This window comes from Mycobacterium sp. PTI7 (assembly GCF_056679845.1).
The window spans coordinates 4895788-4909694 of sequence record NZ_CM155252.1 but is presented as its reverse complement, the minus strand read 5'-3'; the positions used below and the strand labels follow the sequence as shown (position 1 = coordinate 4909694).

The 13907-nt window shown below is 65.7% G+C and carries 15 protein-coding genes; 11 read left to right on the top strand and 4 right to left on the bottom strand.

Annotated features, from left to right (window positions below; genetic code table 11):
• Positions 1-52 precede the first annotated feature (52 nt).
• From AC1MEY_RS23785 to AC1MEY_RS23775, 3 genes are all read left to right on the top strand, one after another.
• Positions 53-907 carry a TIGR03620 family F420-dependent LLM class oxidoreductase gene (locus AC1MEY_RS23785; RefSeq protein WP_480227829.1) on the top strand — a complete coding sequence of 285 codons (855 nt, stop codon included), beginning with the start codon at positions 53-55 and terminating at the stop codon, positions 905-907.
• Positions 908-1135: 228 nt separating this feature from the next.
• The gene (locus AC1MEY_RS23780) at positions 1136-1261 is read left to right on the top strand and encodes a hypothetical protein (protein ID WP_480227828.1); all 126 of its coding nucleotides are present in this window, start codon (positions 1136-1138) and stop codon (positions 1259-1261) included.
• 67 nt (positions 1262-1328) lie between these two features.
• Positions 1329-1466, top strand: coding sequence for a hypothetical protein (locus AC1MEY_RS23775; RefSeq protein ID WP_480227827.1), 138 nt, complete (start codon positions 1329-1331; stop codon positions 1464-1466).
• 663 nt (positions 1467-2129) lie between these two features.
• Here the strand turns inward: AC1MEY_RS23775 and AC1MEY_RS23770 are convergent.
• On the bottom strand, positions 2130-2417 hold the full coding sequence (locus AC1MEY_RS23770) for a hypothetical protein (protein WP_480227826.1): 288 nt from the start codon (positions 2415-2417) through the stop codon (positions 2130-2132).
• A 140-nt stretch (positions 2418-2557) separates the two neighbouring features.
• On the opposite strand from AC1MEY_RS23770, the gene AC1MEY_RS23765 reads away from it, so the two are divergent.
• The gene (locus AC1MEY_RS23765) at positions 2558-2848 is read left to right on the top strand and encodes a hypothetical protein (RefSeq protein WP_480227825.1); all 291 of its coding nucleotides are present in this window, start codon (positions 2558-2560) and stop codon (positions 2846-2848) included.
• A 69-nt stretch (positions 2849-2917) separates the two neighbouring features.
• On the opposite strand, the gene AC1MEY_RS23760 is transcribed toward AC1MEY_RS23765, so the two are convergent.
• Positions 2918-3469 carry a TetR/AcrR family transcriptional regulator gene (locus tag AC1MEY_RS23760; RefSeq protein ID WP_480227824.1) on the bottom strand — a complete coding sequence of 184 codons (552 nt, stop codon included), beginning with the start codon at positions 3467-3469 and terminating at the stop codon, positions 2918-2920.
• Between the two features lie 94 nt (positions 3470-3563).
• Between AC1MEY_RS23760 and AC1MEY_RS23755 the strand changes: the two genes are divergently transcribed.
• The 4 genes from AC1MEY_RS23755 to AC1MEY_RS23740 are packed head-to-tail and all read left to right on the top strand — an operon-like array spanning position 3564 to position 7589.
• On the top strand, positions 3564-4478 hold the full coding sequence (locus AC1MEY_RS23755) for an alpha/beta hydrolase (RefSeq protein ID WP_480227823.1): 915 nt from the start codon (positions 3564-3566) through the stop codon (positions 4476-4478).
• Positions 4475-5983: a flavin-containing monooxygenase gene (locus AC1MEY_RS23750; protein WP_480227822.1), complete on the top strand. Its 1509-nt coding sequence runs from the start codon at positions 4475-4477 to the stop codon at positions 5981-5983. Before AC1MEY_RS23755 ends, AC1MEY_RS23750 begins: the two co-directional genes overlap by 4 nt.
• Positions 5984-6014: 31 nt before the next feature.
• Positions 6015-6806 (top strand): SDR family NAD(P)-dependent oxidoreductase, encoded by a 792-nt coding sequence (locus AC1MEY_RS23745; protein WP_480227821.1) that lies wholly within the window; start codon positions 6015-6017, stop codon positions 6804-6806.
• Positions 6807-6818: 12 nt separating this feature from the next.
• Positions 6819-7589 (top strand): MBL fold metallo-hydrolase, encoded by a 771-nt coding sequence (locus tag AC1MEY_RS23740; protein ID WP_480227820.1) that lies wholly within the window; start codon positions 6819-6821, stop codon positions 7587-7589.
• Between the two features lie 143 nt (positions 7590-7732).
• Here AC1MEY_RS23740 and AC1MEY_RS23735 read toward each other — a convergent pair whose 3' ends face one another.
• Positions 7733-8836, bottom strand: coding sequence for a sigma factor (locus AC1MEY_RS23735; protein ID WP_480227819.1), 1104 nt, complete (start codon positions 8834-8836; stop codon positions 7733-7735).
• A 137-nt stretch (positions 8837-8973) separates the two neighbouring features.
• Between AC1MEY_RS23735 and AC1MEY_RS23730 the strand changes: the two genes are divergently transcribed.
• Complete coding sequence (locus AC1MEY_RS23730; RefSeq protein ID WP_480227818.1) at positions 8974-9876, top strand: MBL fold metallo-hydrolase; 903 nt, start codon at positions 8974-8976, stop codon at positions 9874-9876.
• A 134-nt stretch (positions 9877-10010) separates the two neighbouring features.
• Here the strand turns inward: AC1MEY_RS23730 and AC1MEY_RS23725 are convergent, their stop codons facing one another.
• Complete coding sequence (locus AC1MEY_RS23725; protein WP_480227817.1) at positions 10011-11102, bottom strand: fatty acid desaturase family protein; 1092 nt, start codon at positions 11100-11102, stop codon at positions 10011-10013.
• Between the two features lie 400 nt (positions 11103-11502).
• Here AC1MEY_RS23725 and AC1MEY_RS23720 point away from each other — a divergent pair, with 400 nt between their 5' ends.
• Together AC1MEY_RS23720 and AC1MEY_RS23715 are read left to right on the top strand one after the other, a co-directional pair.
• Entirely contained in the window at positions 11503-12117 is a 615-nt protein-coding gene (locus tag AC1MEY_RS23720) for a CGNR zinc finger domain-containing protein (RefSeq protein WP_480227816.1), read from the top strand.
• A gap of 31 nt (positions 12118-12148) precedes the next feature.
• A complete protein-coding gene (locus AC1MEY_RS23715) occupies positions 12149-13771 on the top strand; it encodes a helix-turn-helix domain-containing protein (RefSeq protein WP_480227815.1) in 1623 nt (540 codons plus the stop codon).
• Positions 13772-13907: the final 136 nt, after the last annotated feature.

Sequence of the window (13907 nt, the reverse complement as noted above, 5' to 3'; positions counted from 1 at the left end):
ACCGCGAGCACCTCAGCGCACGTTGCTGCGCCATCCGAAGGAGACACCTGACGTGTACGAGCAGTTCGGCACCTACGGAGCGTGGCTCAATCCCGCACTGGGCGACGCACCCCGTATCGAATACGCGCCTCAACTCGAAGAGTTGGGATATCAGACGATCTGGGTGGGAATCGGTGCGGACCCCGTGGGTGACATGAACCTGCTCGAGCAGATGGTCGCCGCGACGCGACATGCCATCATCGCGAGCGCAATCATCAATATGTGGCAGGACGACGCACGCAGCATCGCCCACCACTACCGTCGGATCGTCGGCCGCTACGGACCCCGCCTGCTGCTCGGCATCGGTCTTGGTCATCCCGAGAAACGAGACGCCTACGAGAAGCCCTACGAGCGAATGGTCCACTACGTCGACGCGCTCCTAGAGGGCGAGGTGCCGGCCGAAGCGATCGTGATCGGCGCCCTGGGAAAGAACACGCTCACACTGGCCGGCGAGAAGACGCTGGGGGCGCACCCCTATCTCACCGTGCCTGCGCATACGCGACATGCCCGACAACTCCTGGGCGGCAATGCCTTCCTGGCTCCAGAGCACAAGGTGGTACTGATCCAGGACGGTGCCCTGGCCCGAACGATCGGCCGTCCCGCCGTCCAGAATCCCTACCTCGGCCTGCGCAACTACACCAACAATCTGCTGCGGCACGGGTTCACCGCGGCGGATGTCGACGGATCAGGCAGCGACGCACTCATCGACGCCCTGGTCGCTCACGGCTCCCCGGAAACGGTCTACGCGCAGATCGACGGTCACCTCTCGGCCGGTGCGAACCACATCGGCATCCAGATATTCGCCGAGGACCCCACCGCCTCGCCAGTGCAGGCCTTCCGCACGTTGGCCGAGCACCGTCCCGCGTAGAGCGTTGCCTTCGTCTGCCGATCACGACGCCGTAAGAACGAGACGGTGATGGCACTGCACGACACCTGCGTGGGCTGTCCCGCTCAGGAAAGCCACAGTTCCGGCCGAAGACACGAAACCCACCTCGAAGAAGGCCGGCGAGTGTCCCGCACCCAAGTGTGGGTTGGAAGCGGCCAACACCGGGAATGGCAGCACCGAACCTAGTCGACCTTGGACCGAGGAGAAACCATGAGCACGCCCGATCACACCGACGCCGACGACCCTCAGAAGAACGCGTCCCCCGCCCAGACCGATGAGAATGCTGAGCCCACTCCCGAGGAGAGCGCGCAAGCGCAGCCGATGTATCCCACTTAGGCACATGCCCATCCAACGAGAACCCCACCAGTGGTACCCAAGTCAACTCACATTAGAAGGAGACCAAATGAGCACAGCGGATCACGACGACAAGAAGGACGATCAGCCAGTGGAGGTGCAAGAGGTTTTGGACGTGCCCGATGAGGGCGGGAACGCTCCCGTGGCGCCGTCAGAGCAGCCGCCGCTCCCCGACTTCAACTCCTGAGTCATCGGCGCCGAACCCGAAGGCGGATCATCGGGGCGACATAGCGGTCTCATCACTGCTCCTGATTGATGATCTCCGCGACTTCGCCTGGCATGCCGATCGTCATGCCCTCGGGTGCTTCGGCCGGCGTGGTGGGCAGCGCCGGGACAGTCGGTGTCGAACAGCAATCGGGACACATCGGGCTTGAGCGGGTAGTGGTGGATGCCGGCGCGAAGCTGGTCCCGTTGGCCGTCGCTCAACGATTCCCACCAGTTCTGCATGGCGCTGATTCCTGTAGGCACGGCATCTCCTAAGTCGCCGTTTGTGTTCCGGAGCTGATACCTGGCGCGCCCGTCGTTCAAACCCGGTCAGCCAGGATGCGTTGACGTGGTCCGCCGGCTTGGGCACCGTGTGCTCTAGTTCAGCCGGTCCAAGGCGGCACGGATGATGCTGGCTAAGTCGATTCCGTGGTGCGCATGCACCGCTTCGAAAGAACCTGCCTGCCCGAACCCATGGGGACGGCGCGGTCGGTAGGAGGACTCGGTCGCGGATTCACGACGGACCGTCGTAGAGCCCCCGGCGCGCCGGTTGCGCTTCGTGGAGCAGACCGGAGGCTGGTGGCGCACACGACGTCGGCTGCCACGCCCATCTGCCCGAGCCGGTTTGCGGCGGTACGGGTTTCGGTCACCGTGGCTCACGTCGGGCTCGTCGGTGCTCGCGAGCGGCCGGTTCGGTGAGGATCGCAGCGAGCTCCTGCTGAACGGGTTGGGTGGACAGCTCGAGATGCGACTCACCGTCTTCTTCCTCGCGCCAGGGCCCACCCACCCCGAATTCTTCAACTTGATCGGCGAAACCGCCACCGCCGTCGGCCGCACGCGCGGGAGTCCTCCCATACCCCACCTCACCAGAGAGCCGAATGGGCGTGGTCGGCGTCGAGGACATCGCCGCCGCCGCGGCCAGCGTGTTGGTCACACCGGAGGGACACCTCGGCAGGACCTGCGACCTGTCGACGGTGGAACTCACCCGCCACGACATGGCGCGAATCTGGAGCCGCGTGCTGGGGCGTCCATGTTTGCCGTCCGAATCCCCCGCAGTCCCTGAAGGATCCACTGGTGGCGCTGGGACACTGCGGTTCTGCGATTGCCCAGTCGTTGCCGTCGACCGAACTGCGTTCCCTTCCCGGCATAGTTCGGGGATTGCGTGCAGCGCCGAACACCCGAGGCTTCCGACGTCGGTCGGCAGATGCGCAGGGCACCTACGTGCGGATGATGTCGTACTACGACGTGCACGGACTTTCTGGGGGCAACCTCGACGATCTGCCGAAGATGATGCCGCGGAGGGTAATCGGTTACCAGCAGGTCGCTCGCCGTACCGCTACCGAGCGCAGGGCCGCCGCATTCTAGATTTGTCGGCGGGCGCTAACTGCGTCCTCGACATGGGATGGACGTTGCGTGGACACCGGCCGTTCGTGCTCACGGGGGCAGCGGAATCCACCGTGCGGAGAGTACGTTGCAGATCGCGCGTTGCTGCTCCTCGCTCAAGGGGTGCATGAGCAATCCCTCGATGGTGAAGACGCCGATCATGACCTCGGCATCCAGGCCGTCCGCGGCTGCTCCGGCGGACTCCAGCTCGAAGCGGAACAGGCTGGAGGTCAACAGGTGGAAGTTGTCGTGCCAGGTTGCGACCGACGGTGAGCGCTCGGCCCGGGCGTGGACCGTACTGACCAGACGGCTCATCTGCTGCAACTGGCGCACCACCCACAGCAGGCGCACGGGGATGGGTTCGGCGGCCACCGACTGGTACTGCGCCCACGCGTCGGTCATCACGTCGTCCAGCACGGCGATCAAGACGGCGTCCTTGTCCTCGAAGTACCAGTAGATGGTGTTGGGCGCGACTCCGGCTGCCGCGGCCAGGCGACCCATCGGTGTGGCGTCGTACCCGGCCTCGACGAAGAGTTCGCGGGCTGCGGTGACGATCTCCGCCCGTTTCTCTTGCGACGCCTGGGGCCGCTTGTTCTTCGCCATCACCCGAGCCTAGACGACCCTCTTGAACGACGTTCAAGGACCTGCTACGGTTTCTTGAATGACGATCAACAGAGTGCCGTCGCCTGGAGGGCCAATGACCGCGCACACCTACACACGGCACGACGTCACCTTCCAATCCGCGGGCGTGGCATGCGCGGCATGGCTGTATCGCCCCGACGACGTGGAGAACCCGCCGATCGTGGTGCTGGCCCACGGGTTCGCCGCGTTCCGCGAGCTGCGATTGGACGCCTACGCCGCCCGATTCGCCCAGGCCGGGTACGCCGCGCTGGTGTTCGACTATCGGTACTGGGGGGCCAGCGGCGGGCAACCGCGTCGGGTGCTCGACATCGCCGCTCAGCATGCCGACTGGCGCGCCGCGGTGGCATTCGCCCGCGGCCTCGATGGCGTCGACACCACCCGGGTGGTCTGCTGGGGGTCCTCCTTCGGCGGCGGACACGTCCTCGACCTGGCTGCCCAGGACCACCAGCTGGCGGCCGCAATCGTGCAGGTGCCTCACGTCACCGGTCCCGCATCGGCGTTCGCACAGGCCCCGATGCTGGTCGCTCGCCTGGCCCTTGCCGCGGTGCGCGATCAGGTGGGGGCATGGCTGGGCCGCCCACCCCATCGGGTGAAGTCGATCGGACACCCGGGTGAGGTCGCCATGATGACCTCTCCGGGCGCCTATGACCTCGTGCTGAGGATGGCCGGGGACAAGCGGGACGAACTGCTGGCCGAGAACGACGTCGCCGCCCGCATCGCCCTACGCGTGCCGCTGTATTCCCCGGGCCGACACGTCAGCAAGATCACCGCACCCATGCTGGTGCAATTGGCTACCGGTGACGACGTCACTCCGTATGTGAAGGCTCGAAAGATCGTGTCCCGCATCCCCAAGGGCGAGGTGAAGTCGTACGACTGCACGCACTTCGAGCCGTACCTGGACCCGCACTTCGAGCGGATCATCACCGACCAGATCGATTTTCTGGACCGCCACGTCGGAGCCGGGCGATGACGGTGCCACAGCAGACGGCTCCTGCCCTGCCGGCGTCAGTGCACACCTTGGTGGTCGGCGCGGGGTTCGCGGGGTTGGCTGCCGCGGCGGCGGTGCTGCGCGCGGAGCCGATGGCGGACTTACTCATCATTGAGCGGGCCGACGAGGTCGGTGGGACGTGGCGAGACAACACCTATCCCGGGTGTGCGTGTGACGTCCCGACGTCGCTGTACTCGTTCTCCTTCGCCCCTAGTGCGACATGGAGTCACACCTTCGCCCGCCAGCCCGAGATCCACCGCTATCTGACGACGGTCGCTGACCAGACGGGGCTGCGGCGCCGCCTGATCACCGGATGTGAACTGCTCGGAGCGTCCTGGGACGACGGCGGGCAGTGCTGGCAGGTTCGCACCTCCCTGGGCACGCTGACCGCCACGGTCCTGGTCGCCGCTACCGGGGCGCTGTCCACCCCGAAGTTGCCCGACGTGCCGGGCTTGAACGACTTCGCGGGCACGGTGTTCCACTCGGCCACGTGGGACCACGGCCACGATCTGACCGGGGAGCGGGTGGCCGTTATCGGTACCGGGGCATCGGCGGTGCAGTTCGTACCCGAGATCGCCGACCGGACGTCCCATCTGACGGTGTTCCAGCGGACCCCGGCATGGGTGATGCCGCGGCTGGACCGCACGCTGGGCCGCTTCGAGAAGGCGTTGTACCGCCGAATTCCCTTTCTGCAGAAGCTCGTTCGCGGCGCCGTCTACACCTACAGGGAGGGCTACCTCGTCCTGCTGGCGCACCTCACTTGGCTCCTGCCGCTGGTTCAGATGATCGCGAAGGCCCGACTTCGCCGTCAGGTGCCTGATCCGGCGCTGCGTGCGGCGTTGACGCCGGACTTTCGCATCGGGTGCAAGCGGATCTTGCTGACCAACGATTGGCTGCCCACGCTGTCCCGCGCCGACGTCGACGTGGTGACCAGCGCGCTCACCGAGATCACCCTCACCGGGGTCCGCGACGGCGTCGGCACGCTGCACGAGGTCGACACAATCATCTTCGCCACCGGCTTCACCCCTACCGAGCCGCCCGTCGCGCACCTGCTGACCGGCACCGACGGTGCAACCCTGGCCGAGCATTGGGCAGGCAGCCCGATGGCGCACCTGGGCATCACCGTGGCCGGTTTCCCGAACCTGTTCCTGATGTACGGGCCCAACACCAACCTGGGACACAGCTCCATCGTCTACATGCTCGAATCGCAGGCCGCCTACCTCGCCGCCGCTATACGCACTATGCGTACGGAGGGCCTCGTGTCGGTCGACGTCCGCCCCGAGGCCCAGGTGTCCTACAACGCGTGGGTCCACAACGCCCTCGGGGGCACGGTGTGGAATTCCGGGGGATGCTCCAGTTGGTATCTGGACTCTCAGGGCCGCAACTCGGTGATGTGGCCGACGTTCACCTTCCGATTCCGCGCCCGCACCAGAACTTTCGACGTCCACGACTACCTCACCCGCACGGCACGGCAGACCGCAGCGTGATCGACACCCGTCAACGAAGAAGGGAGCGCTCATGACAAACCCTCGACGGGCCGCCCTGATCACCGGCGCATCCGCCGGCATCGGAGCCGCCTTCGCCCGCCACCTCTCCGCCCACGACTACGACGTGCTGCTCGTCGCGCGACGCGCCGAGCGGCTCGACGAACTCACCGCCGATCTCCGGCAGACGCACGGCACGCGCTGCGAGGTCTTCGCCGCCGACCTGACCGACCCCACCGCACCCGCCGCGATCTCCGAGCACGCGACCAGCATCGGCATGCCCATCGACGTCCTCATCAACAATGCCGGGTTGTCCGCGAGCACGAAGTTCTCACAGACCCCGTGGGAGTCGGTGGCTGGAGAAATCCAGCTCATGATCACCGCGACAACCGAACTCGCACACCGGGTGATCCCAGGCATGAAGCAACGGCGATGGGGACGCATCGTCAACCTGTCCTCGCTGGCCGCGATGGCACCACCCGGAGAAGGTCTGCTCTACACCGGCATCAAGGCCTACGTCCTCGACATGTCGCAGTCCCTGGACATGGAACTGAAGCCATACGGCATCCACGTGACCGCGCTCTGCCCCGGCTTCACCCACAGCGAGTTCCACGACGTCATGGGCGCCCGCGAGGCCGCCGACCGGCTGCCCGGTCTGCTCTGGCAGAACCCCGAAGACGTCGTGCGCGAGGGATACGAGGCGGTGATGACCGGCAAACCCATCTGCATCCCCGGTACCGTGAACAAGCTCACGGCTGCAGCTATACGACCACTCCCACAACGCATTCAATACCGCCTCGGCCGCAGCCTCAACCCGTTCAAATAGCATCGAGGCAGAATGGCACACACGCCCGTCGTTGACGGCCCGTGGTTTCGAACACGGGTGGTAGACAAGTTTCTTGACCAGATCGACGAACCACACGTCCATGAACTCGTGCAAGTCAACCTCTGGCATCTGCGGGGCCGCGACCGTGACCTCGTCGTCGACACGGGGCTCGGCGTGGCGTCGTTGCGCCACCACCTTTCGCAGCTCTTCGAGCGGGATCCGGTCGTTGTGCTGACCCACGCCCACCTCGACCACATGGGCGGCGCGCACGAATTCGCCTGCTGTTGGGCGCATCCTGGGAACCCCTTCGAGGATCCGCCGACGGGCAGCCTGCTCTTGGGGCCACTTTCCGAAGAGCTGGGCATCTGCGTCGAGCACTTCGGTGCGAGTGACTTGGCGCTGATCGACGCCCTGCCGCGAAGTGGCTACGCCCTCGATGAGTATCGCTTGCGACCGGCGGCCGAAATCCGTTGGTTGCGGGAGGGGGCGCGGGTCGATCTCGGGGACCGTGAGTTCACGGTGCTGCATCTGCCAGGGCATAGGGAATCCAGCATCGGTCTGTTCGACGAATCGGATGGCACCTTGTTCTCCGGTGACGTGCTGTACGACGACGTTCTCATCGACGCCTGCATCGGATCAGACGTTTCGAAGTATTGCTCCACCATGCGGCGGCTCATGGAGCTTGACGTCAGCGTCGTCAACCCGGGACATGGCGACGGGTTCGACGGATCTCGCATGCGCGATATTGCCCGCACCTACCTCGACACAACTAACCGCTGCTGATGCTGACCAAGTGAGCGCTACGTCCGTCAGGGGCGTGCGACAGATCGCCCGGGTTCTTGCGTGCGGATCTGCCCGTGGCGCACGTCTACCCCAGGACCGGGCATAGGGCTTTCTGAGATCGCACTCGCGGGTTGGGCCCAGGGCTAGATGAACTGCGCGACCTTCACTTCGGTGCGGAACCACATCAGCTGCTCGATGCCCTGATCCGAGGCGCTGACGGAAAGCAGGGTCTCGAACACGCCGTCGTCGACAGACACCACGACCGCGGGCCGTCCGTTGGCCGAAACCCACCGCAGATCGGAGGTCTTAAAAACGCGTTCACGGAACGCGACGACGAATCGAGCGATCGTGTGGCTGCCGACGACGGGCATCTTGGCCGCATGACGGGCGCCGTTTCCATCTGTGTAGCTCACCGCGTCGGCGGCCAACAGCTCTTCGAGTTCTTCCATGTTCCCGTTCTTGGCGGCCGCGACGAAAGCGGTGAGGAGACGGTGGTGCTCGTCGGAGTCGACGAGCGCGCGACGTTCCCCGGTCAGGTGCGTACGGGCCCGGCGCGTCAACTGGCGGGCATTGCTCTCCGACGTTTGGATGGTGTCGCCGATGAGGGTGTAGGGGTAGTCGAATGCTTCACGCAGAACGTATGCCGCGCGTTCGGTCGGGGTCAGCTTCTCGAGCAGCATCAGGGTCGCAAGTTCCAAGGCCTCAGCACGCTCGGCTCCTAGTGCCGGATCAGCGGACGTGTCAACCGGTTCGGGCAGCCATGGGCCGATGTACGTCTCGCGGCGAACGCGCGCCGAACTCAGCTCGGTGATGCACAGGCGGGTGGTCGCCGAGACCAGGAACGCCGTGGGGTCGCGGACGACGGAGCGGTCGTAGGACTGCCACTTGACCCACACGCTCTGCACGATGTCCTCGGCGTCGGAGACGCTGCCCATCATGCGGTAGGCAACGCCGAACAGTTTGCCCCTGACAGCACCGAAGACGTCCGCGGCATCCCTGAGGTCGTCCGGCTCGGGATACCGGTCAGTCATCGAGCAAGTGAAACACATACCGCGAGGTCGGGGGGGTGTGACCGCAGGAGGTCGGCTGTCAGGTTCCGGGCGAATGTCCGGTCCGTAATGGCGACGACTCATCAGGTGCGAAGGAGACCGGGCGCCGTCAGTGCCATGACCCTTTGCAGGGGGAGTCGACGACCGCCGTGCTGAGTCGGAGACGTGGTCACTACTCATGGCGGCAACGGCGATCACGAGCAGGCAACGAGCCTCGTCGAACTGGCATATCGGCCTCCATGTCACAAACGAGGGCACCGCTCGGTCCTCACTGTGGACGGCATCACGACGTCCGTATCGCACCACATCCGACGAGCGCTCTGGAGGAGCACACCATGACCCTGGACATCACCACGCGAGGCCTCGACGAGCTGGTCCCGTCGCGCTACGCACTGGCGGTCGGCGACATCGACGTACTGGTCATCAGCGACGGGGTGCTGCCGATCACGGCCGTCACCATGGCGACCAACGCCCCCGCGGACGACTTGTCGGCCTGGCTCAAGGACATGTACCTGCCGCCGGAGATCACCGACTGGCCGCTGAACGTCGCGGTGGTGCGCAGTGGCGGCAAGACGATCCTGGTGGACTCCGGACTGGGCACGGAGTTCCCCGACTTCCCGCGGGCGGGCCAGCTGGCCACGCGGCTGCTCGCCGCGGGCATCGATCCCGCATCCGTGACCGACGTGGTGTTGACCCATCTGCACATGGACCACATCGGCGGGCTGCTCGTCGACGGGTTGCGCAACCGGTTGAGGCCGGACCTCCGAGTGCATCTGGCTGCCGCCGAGGCCGAGTTCTGGGCCAGCCCCGACTTCTCCCGCACCGTCATGCCCGCACCCATCCCGGACGTTCTGCGCCGCACCGCAACACAGTTCCTGGACGTGTACCGCAGCCAGCTGCGCACCTTCGAGACGGAATACGAGGTGGCACCCGGAGTGCTCCTGCGGCGCACCGGCGGCCACACCCCCGGACACTGCGTCGTCCGCCTGGAATCCCAGGGCGAGGCTTTGACCTTCGCCGGTGACGCCGTATTCCAGCCCGGCTTTGACAATCCCCAGTGGCAGAACGGCTTCGAGCACGATCCCGAGGAGTCGACCCGCGTCCGCATCCGCCTCCTGGGCGAGTTGGCCGCCAGTGGAGAGGCGCTGGTGGCCACTCACCTGCCGTTCCCGTCGGTGTGCCACGTCGCAGTCGCCGGCAACGGCTTCAAGATGATCCCGGCCACCTGGGACTACTGACGCCGCACCGACCCGTGCCGTTTCCCAGCGTCAACTGGGGTAGCTGCGGGGCGTCGTCGGCCTGGGTTCGGAGACGAGCGGAAACGCACCGGTCCTCACCGGAACCAGGCCGCTCGACCGAACTCGTGACGACGCTACCTGCGGCGACCGGCGGTCCGGAGCCGGTCCGGAATGGCCAAACCGTGGATGATCCGCTGCGTCCGGAACAATTGGCGCGGAAGCGAAGCCGAGTTGTACGGCAGGTCGAACTTCTCGCACAGCTCCCGCACGCGGACACTGATCTGCGGGAGGCGGATGCTGGGCAGATCAGGAAACAGGTGGTGCTCGATCTGGTAGCACAGGTGACCGCCTGAGATCGCGAGCAGCGGGCTGACTTCGAAGTTGGCCGTCCCCAGCATCTGCCGGAGATACCACTCACCCCGGGTCTCGTCCTCGACCACCGCTGGGTCGAACGTTTCGGCGCCGCCGGGGACGTGTCCACAGATGATGTTCACGTACACCCACAGGTTCCGGATCGTGTTCGCCGTCAGATTGGCCGCCAGAGTCCGTCGCCACCGACGCGTGCTCAACGCGGGCATGACCACGTAGTCCTTGGCCAACTGACGTGTGACCTTGCCGAAGAACTTCCGCTTCTCGACCGCAACAGCGTTCGACGAGTCCAACCGGAGACGCTCCGAGTGAAGCCCGTGTAGGGCGATACCCCATTCGAACATCGCTGCCAACACCAGGTTTCGCAGCGGAGTCACCAGGTACCACGGCCGCCACGGCTGGTCAGGGGTTACCCGCAGTAAGCGGTAGCCGATGTCCTCGTCCATACCGAGCACATTGCTGAAGACGTGATGCCGGTAATTGTGCGAGTAGCGCCACTGAGCGGAATCCCCGACCATGTCCCACTCCCAGGTGCTGGAGTGAATCTCGGGGTCGTTCATCCAGTCCCACTGGCCGTGCGAGATGTTGTGACCCAGCTCCATGTTCTCGATCGACTTCGAGTACGCCAGCGCGCACGTGCCCAGAAGCCAACCCTTCTTCGACCGGCTGCCGGCGATCATCAACCGCGCCGCGACGTCGAGCGCACGCTGAAAATGGATCACCCGCCGGATGTAGGCCGCGTCCTTCGCCCCGAGCGAGTCCTCCACGTCCTGGCGAATCGCGTCGAGTTCATCCGCGATGTCTTCGACGTCCGTGGTGCTCAGATGCAAGTAGCTGGGGACGTCGGCGATCGCCATCGGGCTTCCTCTGGTGAGTGCGGGATGAAAAGCGTCGCAATCCACCGTGAGCGTTAGCTCGAGCGTAGAGGCTCGGGCTTAACGGCAAGTAATCGAGGCTCTCCCGGCGGGCGATATGGCGGGGCCGACGCGCGTTGCCGGGCCCTCGAGCCTGAGCTGGAAGTTCGCAACGACCAGCATGAACACTCGTCGGGCACCCGGGGTTGAGGCCCTTGGGACTTGCTGAGAAATCGTTCAGGATCAGGCGCCCCTGTGCAACGGGCGACGACGACCACCAGCGCGCCCTGACACTGTGGAAGGACTCACTGCAGCTGGATTGCGTCCCGCAAGTGACCCTCATTACCCGCCATGTCCAGATTCCGAACACACCCGCCGTCTCAGGCCCCCCACAGTTGAGGACATGAACCGAATGGGATCGTCATCCACCTTGCTGATCGACAAGAGCGCCCACGAACCGGAGTGGGCGGCGACCGCGCGCCACGGCTTGCGCCCGGCCCCGGACGGCCTGGCACTGGTGCAGGACTTTCTCAACACTCGAGCCGTTGTCGGAAGCGGAATCGATCTGCTGAAAAACGCCATCCACGCGAACGCGTGGGCCGTCGCGGCCATGGGTGCGTGGACGGCACGGCGGGGTTTCGCAGCGCAGCCTCCGGCGCTTTCAGAACACGATGCAACCGAGTTGCGCAGACTGCGCGATTTCTTGGGCGACGTGATGGACGGGCATGGTCCCGAGTTGGGGCTCCGCACTCCCTCCGACGCGCAGATCGTCACCACCCGCACGGGAGACATGCACTGGGTGCCGGCGGGCTCCGGATGGCAGTGGGTGCAGAGCGCCGTAGTTGGTGAGATCCTCTTGAGCCGGCACACCATGACCTGGCGGCGTATGAAGCAGTGTCGCAAGGCCGACTGTCGCGTTACCCTGTACGACAGGACCTGGGACAACCGTGCCGTCTGGCACGACCGATCGACCTGCGACCCCTCGTTCGGCGATCCCTACCCCTTCCATCGCGTCTAGAGGCACCCGTGCCGCCGAACCCGTTCACCTGATGAATCCGGACTCGATCGCCGCCGCCGCGCGTCGTATGACGATGTCCGGCCTGGATCCTCACCGCCGCAGGGACGGCACGGCGTCTCCGGTCGATCCGGAGAGCCGGCTGCTGAGCGCGGCCGGGCCCGTCCTCGATCGGCTGGCATCGATCCTCGTGGGAACGGACGTCTGCATCATCCTCGCGGATCGCGAGGTACGTCTCGTCGACCTCCGGCCGGGAACGGCGTTGATCCGCGACGCGCTGGGCGAGAACGGTGCCGTGGTCGGCAATCTCTTCTCCGAGGAGTCCTCTGGAACCAATTCCGTGGCCACCGTTCACGAGCTGCGGGTGCCCCTCACCGTTCTCGGAGACCAGCACTTCTTGGAGCCGATGAAGACGTTCAGCTGCCACGGACATCCCGTCATCCATCCGCTGACCCGTCGCCTGGAAGGCGTTCTGGATCTGACCTTCTTCGTCGACCAAGGAAATCCGCTGTTGCAACCGATGCTCGAGCACGCCGCCCGAGATATCGAGGCTCAACTGGTGACACAGTCGCCGCGAGACGAGCGGACGCTCATCGATGCCTACCGACGTATTGCGGTGCGTCGCCGTGGTGCGCCGGTTGTGGGCATCGCGGGCGACCTGGTCCTGGCGAACCCGGCTGCGACTGCGCTGCTGGACGCGGTGGACTACGCGGCGCTCGGAACCATCACCGCCGAGACGCCGGTGGGGACCCACGTCCTGAGTTCTGGAATGCGGGTCGGTCTGCGAATCACCCATGCGACGCCCGGCGCGGGGCTCGTCGTCGAGATCGACCCTCTCGGGATGACCGCGACGACACCACGTCTCGACCTGAAGACGAGGAGCCGCTCGCGGGCGGAGCGCGTGGAGACTCAGATAGTCGACGCGCGGGCGCACCGGAAGTCTCTTTCCGTCGTCGGCGAGCGGGGAACCGGTCGGTCCTCTGCTCTGATGCGGTTGATGGCCGGCGCCGATCCGTTGGTGCTCGACGGCATCGACCGGGTCTACGAACCCGAGACCGCCTGGCTTCAGCGGGTCACTCGTGCGCTGAGTGACGACGCGCGTCCGGTGATCATCGAGAACGTACATCTGCTGTCCCCTCAGGCGGCACGCGCCGTACGCGTTGCCATCGAGGGGACGTCGGTATGGTTCGCTTTGTCGAGCGATCCCTTGAATCGGTTGTCGCCGGACGTCTTTGCGCTCGTCGATTGCTCGGCGGTCCGGCTCGAGCTGTTACCGCTACGGCTGCGCAAGCACGAGATCCCCGGAATGGCTCGGGCAATGCTAAACGAGCTAGGATCTCCCGCCCGGTTCACCCCCGCCGCACTGCGCGCCCTGTTGGCGCACCAATGGCCTGGCAACGATTCGGAACTGCGTGCCGAAGTGGCGGAGGCCGCCCGCCGTCGCTCCACGGGCGACATCGCGGACGGAGATCTGATCCGCCTGAAGGACCGCGCCGCGGCCGGTCCGATCCTCGGTGCCATCGACACGGCGTTGCGTGCCACCGTGGAGGCGGCACTCGCCACCCACGGTGGCAACAAACAAGCAGCGGCACGCAGCCTCGGCATCAGCCGCACGACGCTGTACAAACACATGCGGGCCTTCGGCCTTCGCGTCTGACGACCCGTGCCGGCGCGGCGAAATACGTTCGCGCTATTGCTATCTGAGTTCAACGTGGTGAACGTCCCCGCGTGAGCAGCGCCACACGAGCTGTCCACGAACTGAACACTTCGATCGTCGGCGCGGCGGCACCATG